Genomic DNA, 22,936 nt, shown 5'->3' on the forward strand with positions numbered 1-22,936 from the left:
TCGAGACCCCGGATCAGTGCGCGCGCAGGACGTCGAGGGCGTGTTCCAGATCGGCGGGGTACTCGCTGGTGATCTCGATCCAGCGGCCGTCTGCGGGATGGTTGAAGCCCAGCTGGCGCGCATGCAGCCACTGCCGTTCCAGCCCCAGTCGCTCGGCCAGACGCGGGTCCGCGCCGTAGGTGAGGTCGCCGCAGCAGGGATGCCGCACCGCCGAGAAGTGCACGCGAATCTGGTGGGTGCGACCGGTCTCCAGGTGGATGTCGAGCAGGCTCGCCGACTGGAAGGCCTCGACGGTGTCGTAATGGGTGATCGACGGGCGGCCGTCCGCGGTGACCGCGAACTTCCAGTCGTTGCCACGTGCGCGTCCGATGGGAGCGTCGATGGTGCCACTGCTCGGATCCGGGTGACCCTGCACCAGCGCGTGATACCGCTTCTCCACGGTCCGGTACTTGAACGCCCGCTTGAGCTGGGTGTAGGCATGCTCGGACTGTGCGACCACCATCACACCCGAGGTGCCGACATCCAGCCGGTGCACGATGCCCTGCCGCTCATGGGCTCCCGAGGTCGAGATGCGGTAGCCCATGGCCGCGAGGCCGCCCACCACTGTCGGGCCGGTCCAGCCGACGCCGGTGTGCGCCGCCACCCCAACGGGCTTGTCGACGGCCACGATGTCGTCATCGGCGTAGAGGATCTTCATCGCCTCCACCGGGGTCGCCTCCACGGTGAGTTCCCGCTTGGGCTCCGGGAATTCGACCTCCAGCCAGGCACCGGCGGTCAGCCGGTCCGACTTGCCGGCCGAGACGCCGTCCAACTGGACGCCGCCGTCCTCGGCCATCGAGGCCACCGCGGTGCGCGACAGCCCGAGCAGGCGCGACAGCCCGGCATCGACTCTCATACCGTCCAGCCCGTCAGGCACCGGCATGCTGCGGGTCTCCCTCATGCTGCCTTCCCCTCCGCGCTCGACGCCCCCTTCTGCCGATGCATGCGGGTGCCGTCGGGCTCGAAACCGAACACCGTCAGCGCCACCAGCAGAATGGCCCCGCACACGATCGACGAATCGGCCACATTGAACACCGGCCACCAGCCGACCGCCACGAAATCCACCACATGACCCTGCAGCGGGCCGGGCGCGCGGAACAAACGGTCGATGAGATTGCCGAGCGCGCCGCCCAGCACCATGCCCAGGCCGATGGCCCACGGCAGCGAGCGCAGGGTCCGGCCGATGCGTATGACACCGATCACCACGGCCGCGGCGACCAGGGTCAGCAGCCAGGTCATGCCGGTGGCCATGGAGAACGCGGCGCCCGGATTGCGGACCAGGGTCAGGCGCACGCTGTCGCCGATGAGATAGATCGGCTTACCGGGCGTCATGGTCGCGACCACGATGGTCTTGGTCAGCAGATCCAGGCCCAGCAGCACCACCGCGATGAGCAGGAGCACCGGCAGACGCAACGGCTGCGCGGGGGAAGTCCCGGCATCGTCCGCGGGGCTGATCTCCCCTGGCGATGTGTCTGGTTCCTCTGCGCCGGATTCGCGCGGCCGATCGGTACTCACCCTGACATCATTCCTTATTCATGTCGGGCGCCTCTGAACACCCCGAAACCACGGCCTCACAGGATCCCAGCTGTTTTTCAGGAACGCGCCGTAACCTGTTCGACGTGACGGTGTTGTCTTCCTCCCCCAGCTCGGCGAAAGCCACCGCACCCTGTTCCGGCACCCCGCGCCCGCCGCGGCGAGGCGCGGGCACGCGCACCACGCGCTCGGGGGTCCTGCTCCTGGTTCTCGCGGTGACCCTGACCGCCTTCGGCGTCGGCTGCAGCGATCGTACGGAGACCACAGCCGAGGCCGACGGCACCGAACCGGTGGGCATCAACAAAGAGGTCACCATGCCCATCGAGGCCGTGACCGCCACCGTCGTCCACCCGGGCGCCGAGCCCCGCTCGCCGCTGCGCCGCACCCTCGAGGCGGGCGCCACCCAGCAGGTCACACTGAGTACCGAACATCACATCGAGCAGCAGATCAATCAGCAGGCGCTGCGCGACATCTCCCCGCCCGCGATGACCATTCCGCTCACCGCGGAGTCCGGCACCGATGGGGTGGAACTGACCGTCGGCAATGCCACCTCCCCCGACCCGACCCTGGCCAAGGCGCTGCTGCCCGCGGACGGTTCCCACGTCGGCTTCGACGTCAGTGAACTGGGGGCGATCACCGCGCTCAAGCTGGCGCCCAAGCCCGCCACCTCCGACTCCGCGCGGGCAGCGCTGGAGCAGGCGTTCTATCAGGCCGTGTACCAGTCCATCGCCTTCCCGCCCGACGCCGTCGGCGTGGGCGCGGTGTGGACGGTGCGGCAACAGGTTTCCGGCAGTGTGCCGCTGGAGCAGGTGACCACCTGCACCCTCACCTCCCGGGACGGCAACCAGCTCACCATCGACCTGAATGTGGTGCAGACGCCGAAATCCACTGTGTGGCATCTGCCCAACGAGGCGGGCCAGCTGGAGATCGTCGACTACCTCATGCACGGCACCGGCACCATCACGGTGGATCTCGGTCTGCCGCTACCGGTTTCCGGTTCGGTCGAGGTGGGCGGCAACCAGACCTACCGCGACCCGCGCAGCTCGGTGACGCTGCGGCAGACCCTGCGCACGGAGGTGCAGTGGGGCGCCTGACGCGGCTCGCGCTGCTGGCGGGGGTACTGGCGCTGGCCGCCACCGCCTGCGGCAGCCACAAGGATTCCGCGCCCGCGCTGCCGAGTCTGGGGCCGGCCGTGCAACCGTCCGGAACGCCCGGGGACGCACCGGTTCTCGACCAGTTCACGCTGCGTTCGGAGCTGCTGGACGTGTCGGTGATGCCCGCGGGGTTCACCGCGCTCGACGATCCGCCGCCCGGGAGTTCCGGCGGGGCGGGCGCCAAGACCGATCCGGCGCCGTGCGCGACTGTGCTGGCGGCCATAGCCGTTCAGGCTCCGGGGTCGGCGGCGCAGGCCGCGGCCCAGTTCGGCGGGCCGAATTTCGCCAGTGTGGATATCGATGCGGCGTCGTATGCGAATGGCGGAGCGGCACAGGCTTTTTCCACCGTCCAGTCCATTCTGCCGGGCTGCACCAAGTATTCCGGTAAGGATGCCGACAATACGAAAGTGGAATTCCGGCTGGGCGGTTTGAATCAGCCGCAGGCCGGTGACGGCTCGACCGCATTCCAGGTGCGCACCACCAGCGACGGGCTCACGCTGTACACCGATGTGAGCATCACGCTGGTGGGTTCGACGGTCGTGCAGATCGCCTACTCGGATGCGAAGGAACCCGATCCACAGCAGCTCAGCGCCATGACCGCAGCACAGGTGCGCAAGCTGCGGGGGGCTGCGGGTCCGTAGTCACGGAACTTTTCCCGCATATGCGGCAATTCGGGTGATCATTCGGAAATTCGAGTAATTCTTGCCGGCACCGGGGCATAAGCTCGACGCGTCCGGCAACAACCTCGAACGGAGGTTTTCGATGTCCGATGTCAAACCCATTCCCGAGGGCTACCCGACCGTCTGCCCCTCGCTCGCCTGCAACGGTGCCGCGCAGGCGATCGACTTCTACAAACATGTTTTCGGCGCCGACGAACGTTTCCGCATGCCCGGGCCCGACGGCACGGTCGCACACTGCGAAATGCAGTTCGGCTCTTCGGTGATCATGCTCAGCGACCCGGCGCCGTCCATGGGGTTCCTGGATCCCAAGGCGATCGGCGGCACACCGGTCAATCTGTACGTCTATGTCGACGATGTCGACGCCGCCCACGCCACGGCCCTGTCGGGCGGGGCTCAGGAGCTACAGCCGCCCGCCGACCAGTTCTACGGTGACCGCACCTCGGGCATCGAGGATCCGTGGGGTCACCGCTGGACCCTCGCCCTGCACGTCGAGGATGTCGAGCCGGAGGAGATGGCCAAGCGTATGGCCGATATGCAGGGCTGAGGCCCGGCATGCGGTCCGGTAGCACGGTTCGAAAACGCCTCCGCACCCGTTTCGGCAAGGAAACGGGTGCGGATCGCGGTCGCCGGCCGGGCGGCTACAGCCGCCCGGCCACGGTGATCACTGCCAGCCGGTCACGGTGATCGGGCCGGGATTCCAGAGACCGCCGTGCTGGTCGGTGGCCACCACGGGCTTGGCGGTCTGCGCGGAACCATCGATCCGCTCGAGCCGCTGCAGCTCACCCCAGTCCATGCGCGGGTCGTGGTCGAGGTAGGTCGCCAGGGTGACCGGGCGCAGCAGCATCGAGCTCCAGCCCAGCGCGCCGCCCCCGTCATGGCTCTGCCACAGCGTGGTCATGGCCGCGCCGCCACGGTCGGGCATGATGCGGTAGTCGGGCACCTCGGCGATCCCGTCGAGGTGATCGAACGGCCGCTGGCACGGGAACTGCAGGCCCACTTCCCAATCCAGCAGCACCGGCTTGTCCCGGCCGACATAGTCCTCCAGCGTCACCGTCTGCGGGATGCGCGGCGGGGTGAGCGCCACCCACTGCTTGGGATCGCTGTCACGGTCCTCGGCCACCACGCGAATCGCGGTGGCCTGCGCCGGAATATCGCTCAGCGGCACCCGCAGATTGCGCCAGGTCGGCGCGGGGCCGATGTCGATCGGCGTGACGCGCCCCTGCGGTTCGACCGAACCCTCAGCGCCGGGGACACCGTACTCGATCTCGACCGATTGGCCCGGCGTCACGATGCCGTCTTTGCTCACCGAGCGAATCCGCCCGGCGGCCGTCATCGCGATGATGCCGGAACGATCCTGCTGCCCGGGCAGGGCATACCAGCCAGTGGTCAGCGTGGAGACCGCCTCGGAGCTGTTGTAACTGCCCAGCACCGGGGTATCGGCGGCGAGCCCGAAAGGCAGTGGCGCGGTGGTGGTTCCGTCCACGGTAGTGCTGCCGCGGTTGCTGACTGCACTGGAGACGCTGCCACCGGTGTCGACGTCATCGTCTGGACGCAGGTCGGTGGACACTCCTTTGGGTGAGAAGCCGACCGCGTCCGCGGTGAAAGTACCGAGTGCATCGCCGTTGAGCGGCTTCAGCATGCCCTGGTTCGGGTCCGTCTCGACCAGCACGTCGCGGGCCAGGCCGCATGGCTTGCCCAGCACCGCATCCACATTCGAGCGCGCCAGCGAGTACGCCGGATACTGCGCGACCGCGCCCTTGGCGAGCGAGCCCACCTCGAACAGCACCATGAACGCGGCCGCCACGGTCAGCGGCGGAATCGCCACGAAGCGCCAGCCCAGCTTCGAGATCCGGTGCGGGCCGGGCTGTTCCGGCGCGCGCACATGGAACCAGCCGGCCAGGGCGAGCAGCGCCACCGTCAGCGCCAGGAAGATCTTGTCGACCTCGATCCCGGCCAGCACCACCGACTTGTCGTGCCAGGGCACATTCCAGTTCGAGACGTACCACCAGCCATTGATGCTGGAGAACGCGACCGCGAGCGCGAACGCGATCACCGCGGCGAACAACGCGCGGTTGCGCGGGGAGCGCATCACCCGCGGGCCGACCGCCACCGCAGTCAAAACCGCAATAACTCCGGCCAATCCGGCGTAGATGCCATTGTGGTGGGTCCACTTGGTGGGGGTGAACATCATCAGCGCGATGACGCCCACACCGGTGCCGAGCACCCGGCGCACCGGTCCCGGCGCGGTGAACGGGATCCGGCCGCCCTTGCGCAGCAGCACGAATGCGCACACCAGCAGGCCGATCCAGAACGCGAACATGCCGAAGCGCCGCGCCAGCGAACCATCGATGGTGGGCATGAAAAGGTACTGGTAGCGAATGTATTCGCCGTCCCAGTGCACATCCGGGCCGACCGCGGTGTGCACCCGGCTCATCTCGAACATCGACGACAGCGGCTGATCGCAGAACATGATCGCCAGCACCACCGCACCGGCCGCCGCCAGCGGAGCGGCGAGGGTCAGGTACGCGCCGAAACGGGCCTTCAGGATGGTGAAGGCGCTCACGCCGGGGGCGGTCGGCTTGCCGAGCACGGTCGCGCGCTTGTTGAGGATCCGCCAGGCCGGCCGGATACCGGCCAGCAGCGGCGCGAAACAGATGATGCCGGACGGGCCGACGGTGCAGGTGAACGCGCCGATCATGATGGCCACGCCATAGGGCAGCAGCCGGCCCGTTGCGATGGCCCGCTCCACCGAGACCCAGGTGAGCAGGACACCCAACGCCACCAGCGGTTCCGGGCGCAGGCCGTTGTTGTACGGCAGCCAGACGGCCAGGAAACCCAGCGCGCCGGTCCACACCGCGACGCGGTCGCGGCGGATTCGCGCGCCCAGGCGGGGGATCACCTCGCGGCTGAGCACCAGCCAGATCACGATGCCGGCCAGCAGGGCGGGCAGGCGCATCCACACGCTGGCCGGGCTGACCTGCGCCATGTGGCCGATGAGGTCGTAATACGGAGTGCCGACCGGGGTTTCGGGGACACCGAAGTAGCCGAAGTAGTTGGCCATGTAGCCGGCGTGGATCGAGGCCCGGCCCATGCCGTACTGGTAGCCGTCGTCGGAGGTGGTCGCGCCGATGAAATGCCAGAGGATCAGCGTGCCCAGCACCACGGCGTCGACGGGCTTGAAGGTCCACCAGTGCTGCGGCAGGAAGCGGCGCGCGCGACGGCCGTCGAGGCGGTCCAGGCGGAACAGCGCGAACAGGGCGACGAGGGTGCCGAGGATGGCGGTCCAGATGGCGATCCGCTTGATCGTGCTCGGCGTCGAGGTGAAGCGGCTGTCCACCTGTGCGCTGACCTTGGCGCCGTCGGAGACGGTCAGGTCGCTGAAGATGCCGACCAGCTGCGGCCGGTAGTCACCGTTCAGAGTGACCGGGGCGGCCGTGGATCCGCTCAGGGTCGCGGTGGAGGAGGTGAAATCCGAGTGCACGGTGAGCGCGCAACCCGCGCCGAGCTGGTCGACAGGCACGCTCACCAGCGTCTTGTGATGCAGGATCGCTTCCAGTTTGCCCGGCGTGGTCACACCATCGGTGGTGGATGCCGCTGTGACCCGGGCCACGAAGCCGTACTTCTCGAGGTCCGGCGCACCATTGGGCGCGGTGGCGGCGAGCGTGCCGCCCTTCGAACCCAGCTGCGCCACAGCCGAACAGGGAATGGTGGCGTCGAAGTTCAACGGCGCGTAGGTCACCAGCGGAGCCTCGATGCTCTGCGCCGAATTCCCCTGCGGCCAAGTCAAAGTCGTGTGGTCCACCCGGACCGGCAGGAACGGCACCGCCAGCGCCGCCAGCACCGCGATCACACCGGCGATCAGAGCGGTCGGCCGCGCCCAGCCCCCCCGAATCCTTCTCTCGGGTTCAGCACCAGCACTCCCGGCGGCATCCTGCCCCGCCTTCTCCAACACGTCGGTCACGACCGCCGATCCTAAGCGGAACTCATCTTCCCCCGCTCCCCCCTCTCCACGATCGACCCCCCAAACCCCCGGGACACCACCCCACTCGTTCGAATATCCATGCTCCCGCACCACATACCGTGCGACACCTCACATTTCCAGGCCCGATCCAGACCGAACACCTCGGCCAACATCGTGCCCTGGCCCATGGCCTGAATCAGGTCCATGACGGCCGTTCCCCGGCCTATGGCTATTTTCGATGTGCTGGCCCCGGCTCATGACTGTGCCCTGGGCCACCACCATCACCGCGGCCCTTGCCTTGGTCGGGATCGTATCCGTGGCCTTGCCCCTGTCCGGGGTTGTGTCCATGGCTACCTGTTCCCCGGCCCGTGGCCATGTCCAGGTCCGTGGCCATGCTCTTGCCCCTGCCTGTGGCCGTGTCCCGGCCGATGTGGCGGGTGCGGCGGGACTGGGTTCGGTGGGTGGGGATGCACTGGCTTCGGCTCGGGCCCGGGGTGCGGCGGCGGGGCCGGCTTCGGCGGTTGCTCGGGTTCCCACACGCTCTCGGGCGAAGGCGCGGGCGCGGTGTACGCCGGAATCGGCGGAATCGAGAAGTACCGCGGCGTATAAGGAATCAGCGACGTCGTATCCGGCACATCGTCATCATGAGGCGGCCGCGGCAGCTCAACCGTCGGATCCTCACTTCCCGGAGGCACCCGCCACGTCAACCGCGGATCCTGCCCCGGGGCACGAGCACCCGGCTCCGGCGCCGAACCCTCACCTTCCTCAGGCAACCTCCATGTCAGTCTCGGATCCTGCCCCCGCGCAGGATTGCTCGGCGCTGGGGCCGAGCCCTCGCCTTCAACAGGCAGACGCCACGCCAAGCGCGGATCCTGACCCCGCACAGGACTGCTGCCGGACTCCGGAGCCGAGCCCTCATTTTCGGCCGGCAGACGCCACGCCAAGCGCGGGTCCTGGGCTTCGCCAGGTCGGGGGGATTCGGAGTTTCCGCCTTTCGCGGGCTGTTTCGCAGGGGCGGATTCCTTGCCGTGCGGGGGTTGGGCCGGGCCCGGCTCGGTGTCGCCGGACGGCTTCGGCTCGGGCGCCGCATGCGGTGGGCCGTCGCCGACCTCACCTCCGAATTTCTCGGTGAACTGCCCGAAGTCGTCAATGAGCCGCCCGTAATCGCCATCCAACTCCGACAGCCGACGCACAACGGCCTCCAGTCCGGCCCGTCGGAGCTGCTCCGGGCTCAACCCGTGGGGATCTACGCCGAGCGAACGCACCTGCTCCCGAAGCGATTCCAGTGCCGACTGGGATGCGGTCTTCGGCTCAGACCCGGTCGACCCGTCGGACTCCGGCTTCACGCCAGGTTCGAGCTCCGGCTGCACGCCAGACCTCGGCTCGGGTTGCTGTCTCGGCTCGGTTTCGGGCGCGGGCTTGGTCCCTGTCTCCGGCTCGGGCCCGGCTTCCGGTGCCGGGGTCTGCCGAGGCTCGGTGGCCGAGCGGGGATCCGGAGCGGGACGGGCTGGGGTGGCGGGGTTTTCGGCCTGGCCGGCTCGACGGTAGTCGTCGAGGTCGGCGCGTAGTTGCCTGCGGATGTCTCCCAGATCGCGCATGCGCTGCTGGATGCCTTCGCGCTGCTGGAAATACCTGTCCGGGCGCAGGTTCGCCTCGTCGAGGCGGGCCTGCGCATCCGACAGCTCGGCCGTGCGGCGCATGACCGCGTCCATACCGGCCCGGCCCATGTGCTCCGGGCTCATTCCTTCCGGATCGATGCCCAGCGAACGCAGCAGTGCGCGAGCCGAATCCAGTGCTTCGGCGGCCGTGCGCGGCCGCCCGGACTGCGGCTCCGGGTCTGGTTTCTCCCCGGACTCCGGCGCCGACTCCGGTCCACGACTGGTTTGCGGGTGCGGCTTGGGCTCGCCGCCCGAGACCGGTTCCCGTTCGTGCGGGCGCGGTTCCGGCCCACCCGTGCCGCCGGACTCGGGCCGGGTTTCCGGCGCGGACCCGCCCTTCGGCTCGGTCCCGGACTCGTGCACGGCCACCGGTTCGGACCGGGTCGGGACCGGTGCGGAGCCATCGCCACGCGCAGGCGAACCTGTGCGCGACTCGGCGGCAGGTCCGCCGGTTGCCGGGCGCGACGGGTTGGCGGGATCGGTACCCGCCCGGGCTGCGGGTTCGGTCGTCGAGGGAGAGCCCGCGCGCGAACCAGGTTCGCTGGTAGCGGGATTCGCGCCGCGCCCGGTCGTATCGCCGCCCGGCGGGTTTCCGACACGCGGGTTCGGCTCCGAGGCGGCCGGATTCAAGGCACGCGAAGTCGTCTCCGACGCGCCCGGATTCCCGGCACGCGAGTTGGGCTCCGACGCGCCCGGATTCAAGGCACGCGTGGTCGGCTCGGGCGCAGTCGAACCGCCAGGACGCGAATTGGGCTCGGCCGCAGGTGAAGTGCCCGTGCGCGGGCCGGACTCGCCGCTGGGTGTGGTCCCGCGAGTGCCGGACTCCGAGGCGGCCGGGGTGCCGCCGCGCGAACCCGGCTCGGTGGCAGGCGAACTGGTTCCGCGCGTACCCGGGTCCGGAGCGGACGAGGGTTCGGGGCGTGTGGCGGGGTCGCCGAACAGGTTGGTGAGGGGTCGGGGCGATTCCGTGGTGGAACTGGTTGCGGACGTGTGGGTTTGCGTGCCGGGGTCGCCGGTGGACAGGCCCGCGGCCATGGATTGGGGGTGCGGAGTCCCCGCGGGCGCGCCCGACGGATCGAGCGTGGCCGTCGGGTGGGAGGTCGTCGCCGGTTCCGGATGGGGGGCCGGGGCGCTGCCGTCGCCCCCGGTAGGCATGTTCATGTGCGCGCCGGAGGGTGCCTCGAAGGAACCTGGGTGGACGCCGCCACCGGTGGGCAGGCGGAAGCCCTTGGTGCCGCCGGTCAGGACGCCGTACGAGGTGGCGCTGGTGAGCAGCCGGGGGTCCCAGGTCCAGCCGTCCGTGGTGCCCTTGGTGATCAGGGTGGGGAGGCCGCCCACGCCCCACGAGGCGAAGGCTCCGGCCATGCCCGCGCCGGTGCCGACGAGAGCGCCGCGAACCGCGTTGCCGAAAGGATTGCCCGCGAACGGAAGCCGGGTGGCGGCCTTGCCGAAGATCTCACCGGCGGGTCCGCCGACCGCGCCCGCGGCGGCCGCCGTGAGGGCGGTCATGCCGACCCGTTCCCAGTCCATGCCCTTGCGGTGACCCTCGGCGATCTGGACCCCCTGAATGGCGACGTCCTGACCAGCGCCCAGAACGGTGCTGAAGACGACATGTTTCGCGAGGAAGCGGGCCAGCGCGGCGACGCCCAGTTTCTCCGCGTAGCGGGCGATGGCGGAGACCGCGCGCTCGCCCAGCAGCCGCACGGCGGTGCGCGTGATCAGGGTGGCCGCGGCCTCCTCCGCGGGCGCGGTGGGCGGGAAGCACCACGCCAGTGCGATCTCCACGGCGAGCATGCCGAGAGAGGAGAGGATCATGATCTTCGTGTACTCGATCTCGGTGCCGAGGCCGTCGGCCGCCTCGGACACCTGATCGAGGATGTCGGCCAGCGCCTGAAAGGACTGCGGGCCCGAATCGAGTTTGTTCAGGGCCGTGATCATGGCCTCGAGACCGTCGCCCCACGGGTAGGCCGCGATGGTGGCCTTCTTGGCGGCCTCCAGTTCGGGTATCAGGTCACGCAATTGGCGCGCGGCGGTGCTCCAGTCGGAGGCGATGTCCCACATCGCGTCTTCGTCGCCCTGCGGCCAGGCCGAACCGGCGACCCAGCCCAGCCACCGCAGTTCGCCCGGAATATCGATGGACAATGGCGGCCGGTCTACCGGTAGTGGACAGCGTTGCCGTGGTCCATCCGCTCCAGAGTGTCCGCGGCCTCGTTCTGCCCGGACGCGTACGACCCCAGGGTCGTTGCCATAGTGCGGAGTCCGTCCCGCAGATTGGCGTGGGCCGCGGCGTACCCCTGTCCGCCGTCGGCGAAGGTGCTGCCGTAGCTGTCTTCGCCCCAGGCCGCGCCCTTGGCGGACAGCGCCTGTTCCAGGGTGGTGAGAATGCCGTTGACGCGGCTTTCGAGGTCCTGCATCTGCCCTGCGGCACCACGCAACCGACCAGGAGTAACGCCGACTTTCGTTGCCACTGTTGCCCTTTCGCCGATGGACGGAAGATCAACGATGGCAACGGGAGCGGGCCGCGCAACAGGCCGGCGACCCCGAATTAACGCCGCCCTGACAGGTTTCGCCGTCTTCTTGACGAGACTCCATGTGGGACAGGCAAAACCCGGTCCGGCATCCGCCGTTCGATGCCGGACCGGTCACACGGGACTAGCTGCAGGCCGGGGAGGTCTGGTTGGCCAGCGAGAGTGCGTTGCAGATCCATTCCTTCTGGACCTTCCACTTGCCGTCCTCGGCCACGAAGGGCACGACGGCCTGCTGCGGCGCGCCGCCGTTGATCGCGACCTGGGCGTCGGCGGTGATGGTGCCGTTGCCGAGATCGGTCACGTTGGTGACGGTGATGGTGGCGTTGTTCTGCTTGTAGGCCTCCGCCAGCCGGCTGGGCAGGCTCGGGTCGGCCGAGACGCCCTGCAACATGTCGAGCTTCTCCGCGTCGGGGATGCTCGGGTCCAGTGCCTTCTGCAGTTCGGTGTTCAGGTCCGCCGCGGTCGGGGCCGGCGGGTAGTTCGTCTGCGCCGCGGTGGTCTTGGAGGTGGTGACCTTGGCGGGCTTGCTCTCCTTCTTGTCACCGCTCCCACACGCCGACAGCCCGAGTACGGTCACGACAGCCAGTGCGGCGACCGCGATGCGTCCAGTCTTCTGAAGCTTCAACTGCTCGTCCTTTGCGTTCGAGTAGGTCCGTTCGACAACGTGCCAGCTACACCCGACCGGCGGCGCTGCACGACACGCGACACTACCAACGTGGCGTCTCAGAAGCCGCCTGCGCGCCGGACGGCGCGGCATTTTCAGGCTGAATCCTCATAATTCGCGCATTCGGGCCTTAACGGTGGGACAGGCCCCGATAGCCCCGAAAAGTAAGGAGGACGGGCCGGCTCCCGTACCCCGGATGGCGCCGGAACCGGCTCAGCGCAGGCTGCCCAGTGGGTCGGCACGGGTGAGGTCGGGGTCCTCGGCGGGGAACGTGCGGGCAGGACCCGGCCCCGTGGAACGGGTTTCGAACCTGACGGTCACGACCCCGTGGCCCGCGCCCTGGACCCAGCCGTGCCCGAATTCGGGGTGTTCGACATCGAGTCCCGGATACCAGGTTCCGACGGCGAAGGAGCGGGTCGCGGGCGGCACCACCGGACCCGGGCCCTCGGGCACGGCGAAGGTGGGTTCCTCGGAGACCGGGCCATCGGTGTCGACCGTCTGATCCAACTCGGGGAACAGCGATTCCTGCCGGATCTCCGAGAGTCCGGCGAAACCCACTCCCACCAGGCGAATCGGCCCGATCTCGGCAGGGTCCAGGGCGGACCGCTGTGCGGCGGCGGTGAGGGTGGCGAGATCCTCGGTGGCGTAGGGCAGCGTGGAGGAGCGGGTCACGATGCTCATGTCGGTCTTCTTGAGCTTGAGCACCACGGTGCGCGCCGCGCGGCCATCGGTGGTGAGTCGCCGATGGGCGGAGGCGGCCATGGCGTCGATGGCCGGGCGCAGCTGGGCGAGGGTGAGAATGTCGGTCTCATAGGTGGTTTCGGCGCTGATCTGCTTGGCCTCCGCGCGCTCGGCCACCGGCCGGTCGTCGATACCGCGGGCCAGCCGGTGCAGCGCCACCCCGATGCTGCCGCCGAGAATCGAGGACGCCTCCGACTCCGGCAGCGCCGCCAGCGCCCCCACGGTCTCGATTCCCAGTGAGCGCAACCGGCTTTCGGCCACCGGCCCGATCCCCCACAGTTTGCGCACCGGCAGCGCGGACAGGAACCCGTCCTGCTCGGCGGCCGGAATCACCCGCACCCCATCGGGTTTGGCCAGCCCGGAGGCGATCTTGGCGAGCTGCTTGCCGCTGCCCGCCCCGACCGAGGCCACCAGCCCGGTGCGTTCCCGCACCGCCGCCCGCAGTTCCTCGCAGAATTCGAGCACCCGCGCCGGAGTGGCCCCCGACAGTTCCGCGGGTTCCCCGAACGCCTCGTCGAACGACAGCGTCTCCAGCACCGGGATCCGGGTCCGCAGGGTATCGAAGACCTGCCCGCTGAGTTCGCCGTACACCGCACCGCGCGGCGGGATCACCACCGCCGCCCCGCCGACCAGCCGCCGCGCCTGATGCATGGGCATGGCCGAGCGCGCCCCGAACACCCGCGCCTCGTAGCTGGCGCCCGCCACCACGCCGCGCCCGCCCATGCCGCCCACGAGCACCGGCCGCCCGCGCAGGGTCGGGCGGGTCAGTTGCTCGACCGAGGCGAAGAAGGCGTCCATATCTATATGGAGCACCCACCGCCGCTGTCCCGTACCTCGGGACCCGCTGTCGATTTGCTGTGTGTCCGCGCCCGCCCCGGCGGGCCCGCCGCCCCTGCCCTCCGGCCCTGCACAACCGACTCCACCAGGCATGATGTCCCGGTTCGCGGGGTCGGCAGACGTGTTCACACCGGGAAATCTACAAGCGACTACCGACAGGCACGACCCGCCGGATGTGTGATGATTCGTCCATGACGATTCGCAAGGCCGTGATTCCCGCAGCGGGTATCGGCTCGCGCCTGCTGCCGCTGACCAAGGCGATCCCGAAGGAAATGCTCGCGGTGGGTGACAAGCCCGTCATCGAACACACCGTCCGCGAGCTCGTGGCCTCCGGCATCACCGACATCACCATCGTGGTCAGCGGCGGAAAGTCGTTGATCCAGGATCACTTCCGCCCCAACCCCGCCCTGGTCGCCCAGCTGCGCGCCGACGGCAAGACCGCCTTCGCCGACGCGGTGGAGGAGGTCGGTGAGCTGAGCCGGCAGGGCCACATCACCTACCTGGACCAGCACGGCCCGTACGGCAACGGCACCCCGGTGCTGAACGCGGCCCGCCACCTCGGCAACGAGCCCATGCTGGTGCTGTGGCCCGACGACGTGTTCGTCGCCGAGGTGCCGCGCGCCCAGCAGCTCATCGACGCCTACGAGAAGACCAACGCGCCGGTGCTGGCGCTCATGCCGATGGATCCGTCCGAGTCGCAGCGCTACGGCGTCCCGGTGGTCGAGGAGACGGTCGGCGAGGGTCTGATGCGGATCAGCGGCCTGAAGGAGAAGCCCAAGCCTGAAGACGCCCCGTCCTCCTTCGCCGCCATCGGCGGCTACGTGGTCACCCCGGGCATCATCGCCGAACTGCGCAAGCAGGTCGACAACTGGTACACCCACCGCACCGGCGAGGTGTATCTGACCGATGCCATCAATGTGTTCGCCGCCGAGAATCCGGTGTACGGCCAGGTGATCCGCGGGCGCTGGTACGACACCGGCAACCCGGCCGACTATCTGACCGCGCAATTCGCCTCGGCGCTGGCGCATCCGGAGTACGGTCCGCTGTTGCGGCAGCTCGTCGCCGAGTAGTCCGCCGCCGCCCCACAGGCCGCCAGGTTCGGCGCACAGGTGCCGTGCGCCCAACCATGCCAGACCGAATTTGTCGAAACCCGAAACATGGGGGCATGTTTCGACGATCATGCCGGTGGGTCGGGATACCCCTCTGGATCGAAGGTCGGTTTTGCTAGGCGGATTGGGCACCCGGGCGGCACTGCTCGCGGCGGCAAGTTGTTCTCTTGTCACTACGTTCACCATGGTCGTGCCCGCTGGTCCGGCCTTCGGTGCCCCGCCCGACCCGATAACCAGCACGGCGAGCCTGGCGGGCACCGCGGTGTCCGACGACGGCTCCGCCGTCACTTCCTTCGAGGTGCACGACTCCCGCAACCTGACGCTGCACGTGCACTCGGCGGCCATGAACTCCGATATCACGGTCGAGGTGCAGCGTCCCGCCGACACCTCCGAGCCGCGCCCGGTGCTGTATCTGCTCAATGGCGCGGGCGGCGGCCAGGACACGGCGACCTGGAAGCGCAATACCGATTCCACCCAGTTCTTCATGGACAAGAACGTGAACGTGGTGATGCCGATCGGCGGCGCGTTCACCTACTACACCGACTGGCGCAGCCCCGATCCCCGGCTGGGCCAGCCCATGTGGAAGACCTTCCTCACCGAGGAGCTACCCCCGCTGGTCGACGCGGCCTTGGCCACCAATGGGATTCACGCCATCGCGGGCATGTCCATGTCGGGCACCTCGGTATTGCAGCTTCCGATCGCCGCGCCCGGCCTGTACCGGGCCGTCGCCGCCTACAGCGGGTGCGCCCAGATCAGTGATCCGGTCGGCCAGAAGTTCACCGACCTGGTGGTCTCCATCGGCGGCGGGAATCCGGTGAACATGTACGGGCCGATGGACGATCCGGAGTGGGCCGCCAACGACCCCTACGTGCACGCCGAGGCGCTGCGCGGCCTGGGGATCTATGTCTCCAACGGCTCCGGCCTGCCCGGCCGCCACGACAATGTGGCCGACGTGCGCAGCCTGGGTCCGGCGGACGGCGGTCTGCCGCAACAGATCCTGGTCGGCGGCATCCTGGAGGCGGCCAGCGACTGGTGCGCCCGCAATCTCAAGACCCGCCTGCACCAGTTGGACATTCCCGCGACCTTCGATATCGCCAAGCCGGGCACGCACTCGTGGGGCTACTGGCAGGACGCGCTGCGCGCCTCGTGGCCGGTGCTGGCCAAGGGCCTGGAGCTGCCCGAAACGGATTGAGCCGCAGCCGGTTCCGGCCCTCGGTGTCCTCCGGCGAAGCCGCTAGCCCTCGTCGGCGGCGTTGTAGCGAACGAGATAGGCCGCGAGCCGCTCGACATCCGCGTCGTCCCAGTCGGCGAACCGCTCGGTGAACGCGGCACTGCGGCTGCGCGCCGCGGCGCGGGCCACCCGTCTGCCCTCGGCGGTGGCGTGCAGCACCAGGTTGCGGCGGTTGGCCGGGTCGACCTCACGGGCCAGGTAGCCGTCGCGTTCCAGCGCCGCCACCTGGCGGCTGACCGTGGACTTGTCGAGGTGGAAGTGCCCGGCCAGATCCGAGGCCAGGCACCCGTTCCGCTCGATGACCAGGTCGAGAATGCTGGAGGCCACCAGCGACAGCTCCGGATGCAGTCCGGCGGCGCGCCCGCGGGCGCGCCGGGCGAAGGCGGTGAGCTCGCGCTGTATGACCTCGATCGCATCGGATCGGCCGGGGAATGCGTCAGCGCTCTTCATAGTTGTAGACTACAACCTCGATTGGTTGTATTTACCAACTATTGGAGAAGAACCCATGGCCTCGCATCAGATCCGGCATGTCGCCGCGCACCTGCTCACCCCGCTGCTCATGTGTCTCGGCATGGGGCTGGCGTACCTGGGCGCGTTCCATCAGCCCGAGCCCAACCACCTGGCGGTGGCCATCGTCGGCGACAACCCGCAGGTCAAGGTCCTCGCGCAGACCCTGAAGGACAAGAGCGGCAATGCCCTCGACGTGATCACCGTGCCCACCCGCGACGACGCGGTGAGCCAGCTGCGCCACCGCGACCTGGCCGGCGCGTACGTCCCCGACACCGACAAGCCCGAACTGCTGGTCGCCAAGGCGGGATCCGATACCACGGCCATGGCCGCCGAAGCCGTCTTCGGCCAGGTCGCCGGGCTGCAGAACGCGCCGCTGACCGTCACCGACGTCACTACCCCCAGCTCCGGCGACCCCACGGCCCAGGGCATCTTCTTCCTCCTGGTCGCCCTGAGCATCGGCTCCTACGGCAGCGTCGCCGCCATCGGCGCGGCGGGCGCGGGCCTGTCCATGTGGCTGCGCGGCGCGATCGGCCTGGTCACCTCGCTACTGGTGAGCCTGATCGGTCTGGCCCTCGCCGGCCCGGTCTTCCACGTGGTCGACCACGACCTGGGCGCGATCTGGGGCATGTCGTGGCTGTACTCCGCGGGCATCCTGACCATCGGCATCGGCCTGCATACCTTCCTGAAGCGCTGGACCACACTGGCCCTGATGGTGCTGTTCGTCATGCTGAACTTCACCAGCTCCGGCGGCGTCTACAGCCCGTGGCTGCAGAACGACTTCTTCGGCACGCTGCACCACTTCTGGAACGGCGCGGGCTTCGTCGAGGGCGCACGCAGCCTGCTCTACTTCGACAGCACCGGACTGGGTGGCCGGATGGCGAGCCTGGCGCTCTGGTTGGCGGCGGGCGTGCTGCTCATGATCGTGGCGGGCCTGACCGAAAAGCGGCAGGCCGCAGCGCAATCGGCGCCGCGCCACGCCGCCCCCGAGCCCGTCGGGCAGGCCCCTTCCGCCGAGACCGCGGTGGCAGCCGAGGAGGAGATGGAGGAGACGGTCGGCGTCTGAGTCTGGCTTACCGAATACCCAACTGCGACAAGGCGGTCCGGATGCCCACCCGGACCGTCTCGTTGTCTCCCATGCCCCCGCTGACGGCCACGCCGTCGCGGGTCAGCAGCAGCGCCCGGGCGGCATCCTCGATGTCGGCGCGCCCCGCGGCGCGCAGCCGGTCGGCCATCAGATCCCGGAACCAGCCGCGATAGTCGTCGACGACCTTGCGCACGGCATGCTCCGGATTCGGGAACTCCACGGCCGCATTGAGAAACGGGCAGCCCCGGAAGCCCGGTCCGCAGCTGAGCTCGCCCAGCCGCTCGAAGATGCCGACGATGGAGTCGGTGCCGGCGCCGGGGATGGCCTCCAATACCTCGCGCTGGCGGCCGTATTCGCGCACCAGGTAGGCGACGACCAGGTCCTCCTTGGTCTTGAAGTGCCGGTAGAAGGTGGCCTTCGCGATGCCCGCCTCGGCGATGATGCGGTCGATGCCGACAGTGTGGATGCCCTCGGCATAGAACAGCCGGGTCGCGGTGTCCAGCAGGCGATCACGGGCTTCGCTCATGGCTGACCTGCACTCCTTCCCCTCATCGGGCTTCGGTATTGACGATAGCAGACAGGTCTGTCTACCCTGAGTCGCGTCTGAACAGACAAGTCTGTCTAGGGAGATTCGAAATGGCTACGCTCTTCACCTCGTCCGCTACCTCCGTCGGCCGCGAGGGCCGCTCGGTCAGCTCCGACGGTTACCTCGACCTGAAGCTGGCCCAGCCCAAGGAGGCCGGCGGCAGCGGTGACGGCACCAACCCGGAGCAGCTGTTCGCGGTGGGTTACTCGGCCTGCTTCGCCGGCGCGCTGCAGGTGGTCGCCCGCAACCAGGGCATCGAGCTGGGCGACACCTCGGTGACCGCCGACGTCAGCCTGAACAAGGACGAGGAGACCGGTTTCGGCATCTCCGTCGTGCTGCGCGTCGAACTGCCGGAGGAGCTGCAGAACGACAAGGGCCGCGAGCTGGTCGAGGCCGCCCACCAGGTGTGCCCCTACTCCAAGGCCACCCGCGGCAACATCCCCGTGGAACTGGTTGTCGAGTAAGACGATTCAGTAGAAGCGTCGAATGGTGTAGATATCGAACTGGCTCAGCGGAGTCAGGCCGACGGGCACACCCCAGTCGTACGCGTTCAGCACATTGCCGCCTCCCGCGTAGATGCCCACGTGGGAGGCGTCGTCATTGAGAATGACGACGTCACCCTCCTGCATGGCGCCGACGGGCACCTCGAGTCCGGCGTCGGCCTGCTGCCAAGTGGTACGCGGCATATCGATGCCGACGCTGCGAAAGGCCCACTGCACCAGGCCCGAGCAGTCCCAGGCGTCCGGGCCGGTGCCACCCCAGCGATAGGGCTTACCGATCTGAGTGGTCGCGAGCGCGAGCGCGACCATGGCCCGCGGACTGGCCACCGGCAGCTGCGCGGAACCGCTGGCGCTGCCCGAGGTCGGCCCGCTGGCGCTGCCGGAGGCGGACCCCGACGCCGAGCCGGTGTCCGCGTGCGCCAGGCCCGCCCAGAGCGCGGCGCTCAGCACCAGGGCCGAGGTCGTCGTGACGAATGATGCGAAACGGTGAACCTGCCTTCGAGCCATATGCGTGCCCCTTCATCGGCGATACCGCAGCAACATTTCGAGCCAGACAAATAGCTAACTGATAGCTGTTGTATCGCACGTGCAACATGCGTCACAAGAGAACTAGGGTCGCGTGTCTCTTAGTCCGGTCACCCACCTCAAAATCACCCGTTCAGGGGATTGAATCCAGAAACAACCGAGAGCGCCCGCCCTGACCCCGGGAAGACGCTCTGAGTTTGCTGATGCCACTCGGTCGATTTATCGATACACATCCGATCGCTCGGCCACTGTGAAGATGGTGACCACATCGGCCTCGTCGTCGACGCTGTAGACGATTCGGTACTGCCCGAACCGGATCCGCCCTGCGTCCCGCTTCCGACGAAAAGTGAAGGGGCGGAACCGGTTCGGTTCCGCCCCTGGCTTCTTCGGCAACGATCAAACGTGGCTATGCCTTGACGATCGAGACCTTCACGCCGCCGACGATCTCGGGGGCATCCGCATCCACCTCACCGAGAGACAGTGTGGTGGCGAGGATTTCGCCCGCGATCAGCTCGCGGTGGGTCTCCGCCCAGCCCAGGCGCTCGGCCGGGACTTCGAGCACGACCGTGATGCGGTCGGAGACGTCCAGGCCCAGGGACTTGCGGGTCTCCTGCAGGTCGCGGATGAGGTCGCGGGCCCAGCCCTCGGCCTCCAGCTCCTCGGTGACCGCCGAATTCAGCACCACCAGACCGATATTGCCGGGCAGGGCGGCGGTGGATTCGGGTTCGGCGGCGACCAGGCGCTGGGTGTACTCCTCCGGCAGCAGGGCGATGCCGGCGGCGGACACCGTGCCGTCGGCGGCTTCGCTCCACTCCCCCGCCTTGACCGCCTTGATGACCGTCTGGACCTCCTTGCCCAGGCGCGGTCCGGCGGCGCGGGCGTTCACCACGAGCTCGAAGCGGCCGTGCGCGGCCACATCGGTGGTGAGGTCGACCTTCTTGACGTTCACCTCGTCGGCGATCAGATCCACGAAGGGCCGCAGGCGTTCCGCGTCGGCGGCGGCCACGGTGACCTCCGAGAGCGGCAGCCGCACGCGCAGGTTCTGGGCCTTGCGCAGGCTCAGCACCGTGGAGCAGACCGTGCGGACCTCGTCCATGGCCGACACCAGTTCGGCATCGTGCGGCAGGTCGGTGTCGCTCGGCCAGTCGGCCAGGTGCACCGAGCGCTCGCCGGTGAGGCCGCGCCAGATCACCTCGGTCAGCAGCGGCAGCAGCGGGGCCGCCAGCCGGGTGGTCACCTCGAGCACCGTGTGCAGGGTGTCGATGGCGTCGCGGTCTTCTTCCCAGAAGCGCGAACGCGACCGGCGCACATACCAATTGGTGAGCGCGTCGGCGAAGGTGCGCAGCTCGTCGCAGGCCGTCGCGATGTCGTAGATCTCGAGGGCGTCGGTCATGACATCGCGGGTCTGCGCCAGCTTGGCCAGGATGTAGCGGTCCAGCACGTTCGCCGAGTCCGTGCGCCAGGTACCCGGCTTGGAGGCGTAGAGCTGCAGGAAGGTCCACGCGTTCCAGAGCGGGCGCAGGGCCTGGCTGACACCCTCGCGGATACCGCGCTCGGTGACGATGAGGTTGCCGCCGCGCAGCACCGGGGACGCCATGAGGAACCACCGCATGGCATCGGAGCCGTCGCGGTCGAAGACCTCGTTGACGTCCGGGTAGTTGCCCTTGGACTTGGACATCTTGAGGCCGTCGTCGCCGAGCACGATGCCGTGCGCCACCACCGATTTGAAGGCCGGGCGGTCGAACAGCGCGGTGGACAGGATGTGCAGATTGTAGAACCAGCCGCGGGTCTGGCCGTTGTACTCGACGATGAAGTCGCCGGGGCTGTGCGCGGCAGCGACGGCGGTGCCGTCCGTGGACTCCGTAGGGGTGCCCTCGAACCATTCCTTGTTCTCGAACGGGTAGTGCACCTGCGCGTACGGCATGGAGCCCGACTCGAACCAGCAGTCCAGCACCTCGGGCGTGCGCCGCATCATCGACTTCCCGGTCGGGTCATCGGGATTCGGGCGCACCAGCTCGTCGATGCCGGGCCGGTGCAGATCGCTCGGCCGCACGCCGAAGTCCTGCTCCAGCTGATCCAGCGAGCCGTACACGTCCACGCGCGGGTAGGCCGGGTCGTCGGAGATCCATACCGGGATGGGCGCACCCCAGTAGCGGTTGCGGCTGATGTTCCAGTCGTGCGCGTTCTGCAGCCACTTGCCGAACTGGCCGTCACGGATGTGCTCGGGAACCCAGGTGATCTCCTTGTTGAGCTCCACCATACGGTCGCGGAAGGTGGTGACCGCCACGAACCAGGACGGCACCGCCATGTAGATCAGCGGCTGGCCCGAGCGCCAGCTGTGCGGGTAGGAGTGCTCGATGGTCTCGTGCCGCAACAGCTTTCCGGCGGCCTTGAGGTCCTTGATGATGACCGGATTGGCGTCGAAGACCATGAGGCCCTCGTAGGGCGGCACCATGGAGGTGAACTTGCCGCCCGGGTCGAGGGGCTGCACGACCTCGATTCCATTGGCGGAGGCCACATCCATGTCCTCCTCACCGAACGCGGGCGCCAGATGCACCACGCCGGTACCGGAGTCGGTGGTCACGTAGTCGGCGTTGAGCACCCGGTGCGCGTTCGGGTGGCCGAGGAAGAAGTCGAAAGGCGGCAGATAGTGCAGGCCCTCCAGCGCCGCGCCCGAATACTCGGACAGCACAGTCGGTTCCTCGCCCAGCTCGCGCGCGTAGTGCGAGACCCGCTCGGCGGCAAGCACGTACCGCTTGCCGTCCTTGCCCTGGACGTGGGCGTAGGTGATGTCGGGGTGCACCGCGATCGCCAGGTTGGACGGCAGCGTCCACGGCGTGGTGGTCCAGATGAGGGCGTTGGCGCCGTCCAGCGCGCGCAGCGGGTGCTCGGCGGGAACCCGCAGCACCATGTCGACGGTGACCGCCGGATCCTGGCGCATCCGGTAGGAGTCGTCGAGCCGCGCCTCCTGATTGGACAGCGGGGTCTGCTCGTACCAGCTGTAGGGCAGTACCCGGAAGCCCTGATAGATCAGGCCCTTGTCGTACAGCGACTTGAACGCCCACATGACCGATTCCATGAAGTCGAGGTCGAGGGTTTTGTAGTCGTTGTCGAAGTCGACCCACCGGGCCTGGCGTGTCACATAGTTACGCCACTCGTTCGTGTAGCGAAGTACCGAGGATTTGCACGCGGCATTGAATTCCGCGAGACCCATGGCATCGATCTGTGATTTGTCCGTGATACCGAGCTGCTTCTCCGCTTCGATTTCCGCGGGGAGGCCGTGAGTATCCCAACCGAATCGTCGTTCCACCTTCTTCCCGCGCATGGTTTGGAATCGCGGGATCAAATCCTTGACGTATCCGGTGAGCAGATGGCCGTAGTGCGGCAACCCATTGGCGAAGGGCGGGCCGTCGTAGAAGACGAATTCCTCTGCATCGGAACGGTTCTCGATGCTGGCACGGAAGGTGTCGTCGGCGGCCCAATAGTCCAGGACCCGCTGCTCCAGCTCAGGGAACGACACCTGACCGGACGTCCGGCTCAGGTCAACGCGCGGATATGCGCTTCGGGTGGTGGTCTCGTCCGCCATCGCGGCCTCT

General features: G+C 68.5%; 19 protein-coding genes. 7 read left to right on the forward strand and 12 right to left on the reverse strand.

What is annotated here, in order from left to right:
• Positions 1–13: 13 nt before the first annotated feature.
• A complete protein-coding gene (locus AB0L60_RS20435; RefSeq protein ID WP_364616125.1) occupies positions 14–940 on the reverse strand; it encodes an RluA family pseudouridine synthase in 927 nt (308 codons plus the stop codon).
• Positions 937–1,494, reverse strand: a complete 558-nt coding sequence (gene lspA, locus AB0L60_RS20440) for a signal peptidase II (protein ID WP_364616550.1) — start codon at positions 1,492–1,494, stop codon at positions 937–939. The genes AB0L60_RS20435 and lspA overlap by 4 nt, the downstream gene beginning before the upstream one ends.
• A 164-nt stretch (positions 1,495–1,658) precedes the next feature.
• Here lspA and AB0L60_RS20445 point away from each other — a divergent pair, with 164 nt between their 5' ends.
• The 3 genes from AB0L60_RS20445 (at position 1,659) to AB0L60_RS20455 (ending at position 3,950) form a co-directional block, all read left to right on the forward strand.
• Positions 1,659–2,666 (forward strand): hypothetical protein, encoded by a 1,008-nt coding sequence (locus tag AB0L60_RS20445; protein ID WP_364616128.1) that lies wholly within the window; start codon positions 1,659–1,661, stop codon positions 2,664–2,666.
• A complete protein-coding gene (locus tag AB0L60_RS20450) occupies positions 2,654–3,367 on the forward strand; it encodes a hypothetical protein (protein ID WP_364616131.1) in 714 nt (237 codons plus the stop codon). The genes AB0L60_RS20445 and AB0L60_RS20450 overlap by 13 nt, the downstream gene beginning before the upstream one ends.
• 121 nt (positions 3,368–3,488) lie before the next feature.
• Positions 3,489–3,950 carry a VOC family protein gene (locus AB0L60_RS20455; protein ID WP_364616134.1) on the forward strand — a complete coding sequence of 154 codons (462 nt, stop codon included), beginning with the start codon at positions 3,489–3,491 and terminating at the stop codon, positions 3,948–3,950.
• Positions 3,951–4,067: 117 nt separating this feature from the next.
• Here AB0L60_RS20455 and AB0L60_RS20460 read toward each other — a convergent pair whose 3' ends face one another.
• From AB0L60_RS20460 to AB0L60_RS20480, 5 genes are all read right to left on the reverse strand, one after another.
• Positions 4,068–7,367 (reverse strand): arabinosyltransferase domain-containing protein, encoded by a 3,300-nt coding sequence (locus tag AB0L60_RS20460; RefSeq protein ID WP_364616137.1) that lies wholly within the window; start codon positions 7,365–7,367, stop codon positions 4,068–4,070.
• Between the two features lie 350 nt (positions 7,368–7,717).
• Positions 7,718–11,167 carry a hypothetical protein gene (locus AB0L60_RS20465; protein WP_364616140.1) on the reverse strand — a complete coding sequence of 1,150 codons (3,450 nt, stop codon included), beginning with the start codon at positions 11,165–11,167 and terminating at the stop codon, positions 7,718–7,720.
• 11 nt (positions 11,168–11,178) lie between these two features.
• On the reverse strand, positions 11,179–11,439 hold the full coding sequence (locus tag AB0L60_RS20470) for a hypothetical protein (protein ID WP_364616143.1): 261 nt from the start codon (positions 11,437–11,439) through the stop codon (positions 11,179–11,181).
• Positions 11,440–11,677: 238 nt separating this feature from the next.
• Complete coding sequence (locus AB0L60_RS20475) at positions 11,678–12,178, reverse strand: hypothetical protein (RefSeq protein WP_364616146.1); 501 nt, start codon at positions 12,176–12,178, stop codon at positions 11,678–11,680.
• A 252-nt stretch (positions 12,179–12,430) separates the two neighbouring features.
• Complete coding sequence (locus AB0L60_RS20480) at positions 12,431–13,810, reverse strand: DNA polymerase IV (protein WP_364616553.1); 1,380 nt, start codon at positions 13,808–13,810, stop codon at positions 12,431–12,433.
• Between the two features lie 176 nt (positions 13,811–13,986).
• Here AB0L60_RS20480 and AB0L60_RS20485 point away from each other — a divergent pair, with 176 nt between their 5' ends.
• Entirely contained in the window at positions 13,987–14,865 is an 879-nt protein-coding gene (locus tag AB0L60_RS20485) for a UTP--glucose-1-phosphate uridylyltransferase (RefSeq protein ID WP_354842978.1), read from the forward strand.
• A 223-nt stretch (positions 14,866–15,088) separates the two neighbouring features.
• Positions 15,089–16,096 carry an alpha/beta hydrolase family protein gene (locus AB0L60_RS20490; protein WP_364616149.1) on the forward strand — a complete coding sequence of 336 codons (1,008 nt, stop codon included), beginning with the start codon at positions 15,089–15,091 and terminating at the stop codon, positions 16,094–16,096.
• A gap of 42 nt (positions 16,097–16,138) precedes the next feature.
• Here the strand turns inward: AB0L60_RS20490 and AB0L60_RS20495 are convergent, their stop codons facing one another.
• Complete coding sequence (locus tag AB0L60_RS20495; RefSeq protein WP_364616152.1) at positions 16,139–16,585, reverse strand: MarR family transcriptional regulator; 447 nt, start codon at positions 16,583–16,585, stop codon at positions 16,139–16,141.
• 55 nt (positions 16,586–16,640) lie between these two features.
• On the opposite strand from AB0L60_RS20495, the gene AB0L60_RS20500 reads away from it, so the two are divergent.
• Positions 16,641–17,708 carry a hypothetical protein gene (locus AB0L60_RS20500; RefSeq protein WP_364616155.1) on the forward strand — a complete coding sequence of 356 codons (1,068 nt, stop codon included), beginning with the start codon at positions 16,641–16,643 and terminating at the stop codon, positions 17,706–17,708.
• 7 nt (positions 17,709–17,715) lie between these two features.
• On the opposite strand, the gene AB0L60_RS20505 is transcribed toward AB0L60_RS20500, so the two are convergent.
• Positions 17,716–18,255, reverse strand: coding sequence for a TetR/AcrR family transcriptional regulator (locus tag AB0L60_RS20505; RefSeq protein WP_364616159.1), 540 nt, complete (start codon positions 18,253–18,255; stop codon positions 17,716–17,718).
• A 110-nt stretch (positions 18,256–18,365) separates the two neighbouring features.
• Here AB0L60_RS20505 and AB0L60_RS20510 point away from each other — a divergent pair, with 110 nt between their 5' ends.
• Positions 18,366–18,779 carry an organic hydroperoxide resistance protein gene (locus AB0L60_RS20510; RefSeq protein ID WP_364616162.1) on the forward strand — a complete coding sequence of 138 codons (414 nt, stop codon included), beginning with the start codon at positions 18,366–18,368 and terminating at the stop codon, positions 18,777–18,779.
• A gap of 6 nt (positions 18,780–18,785) precedes the next feature.
• On the opposite strand, the gene AB0L60_RS20515 is transcribed toward AB0L60_RS20510, so the two are convergent.
• The 3 genes from AB0L60_RS20515 to ileS form a co-directional block, all read right to left on the reverse strand.
• Positions 18,786–19,322, reverse strand: coding sequence for an NlpC/P60 family protein (locus tag AB0L60_RS20515; protein WP_364616165.1), 537 nt, complete (start codon positions 19,320–19,322; stop codon positions 18,786–18,788).
• Between the two features lie 237 nt (positions 19,323–19,559).
• Positions 19,560–19,733: a type II toxin-antitoxin system RelE/ParE family toxin gene (locus tag AB0L60_RS20520; RefSeq protein ID WP_364616168.1), complete on the reverse strand. Its 174-nt coding sequence runs from the start codon at positions 19,731–19,733 to the stop codon at positions 19,560–19,562.
• A 13-nt stretch (positions 19,734–19,746) separates the two neighbouring features.
• Complete coding sequence (gene ileS, locus AB0L60_RS20525; RefSeq protein WP_364616171.1) at positions 19,747–22,926, reverse strand: isoleucine--tRNA ligase; 3,180 nt, start codon at positions 22,924–22,926, stop codon at positions 19,747–19,749.
• Positions 22,927–22,936: the final 10 nt, after the last annotated feature.

This window comes from Nocardia sp. NPDC051981 (genome assembly GCF_040680715.1).
Classification (GTDB): domain Bacteria; phylum Actinomycetota; class Actinomycetes; order Mycobacteriales; family Mycobacteriaceae; genus Nocardia.

Excerpts from the sequence above, each read along its gene's own strand:
- AB0L60_RS20510 (WP_364616162.1), top strand. The coding sequence starts at position 18,366 with ATGGCTACGCTCTTCACCTCGTCCGCTACCTCCGTCGGCCGCGAGGGC.
- AB0L60_RS20435 (WP_364616125.1), bottom strand. The coding sequence starts at position 940 with ATGAGGGAGACCCGCAGCATGCCGGTGCCTGACGGGCTGGACGGTATG.
- AB0L60_RS20515 (WP_364616165.1), bottom strand. The coding sequence starts at position 19,322 with ATGGCTCGAAGGCAGGTTCACCGTTTCGCATCATTCGTCACGACGACC.
- AB0L60_RS20455 (WP_364616134.1), top strand. The coding sequence starts at position 3,489 with ATGTCCGATGTCAAACCCATTCCCGAGGGCTACCCGACCGTCTGCCCC.
- AB0L60_RS20485 (WP_354842978.1), top strand. The coding sequence starts at position 13,987 with ATGACGATTCGCAAGGCCGTGATTCCCGCAGCGGGTATCGGCTCGCGC.
- AB0L60_RS20470 (WP_364616143.1), bottom strand. The coding sequence starts at position 11,439 with ATGCAGGACCTCGAAAGCCGCGTCAACGGCATTCTCACCACCCTGGAA.
- AB0L60_RS20500 (WP_364616155.1), top strand. The coding sequence starts at position 16,641 with ATGGCCTCGCATCAGATCCGGCATGTCGCCGCGCACCTGCTCACCCCG.
- ileS (WP_364616171.1), bottom strand. The coding sequence starts at position 22,926 with ATGGCGGACGAGACCACCACCCGAAGCGCATATCCGCGCGTTGACCTG.
- AB0L60_RS20505 (WP_364616159.1), bottom strand. The coding sequence starts at position 18,255 with ATGAGCGAAGCCCGTGATCGCCTGCTGGACACCGCGACCCGGCTGTTC.
- AB0L60_RS20495 (WP_364616152.1), bottom strand. The coding sequence starts at position 16,585 with ATGAAGAGCGCTGACGCATTCCCCGGCCGATCCGATGCGATCGAGGTC.
- AB0L60_RS20490 (WP_364616149.1), top strand. The coding sequence starts at position 15,089 with ATGGTCGTGCCCGCTGGTCCGGCCTTCGGTGCCCCGCCCGACCCGATA.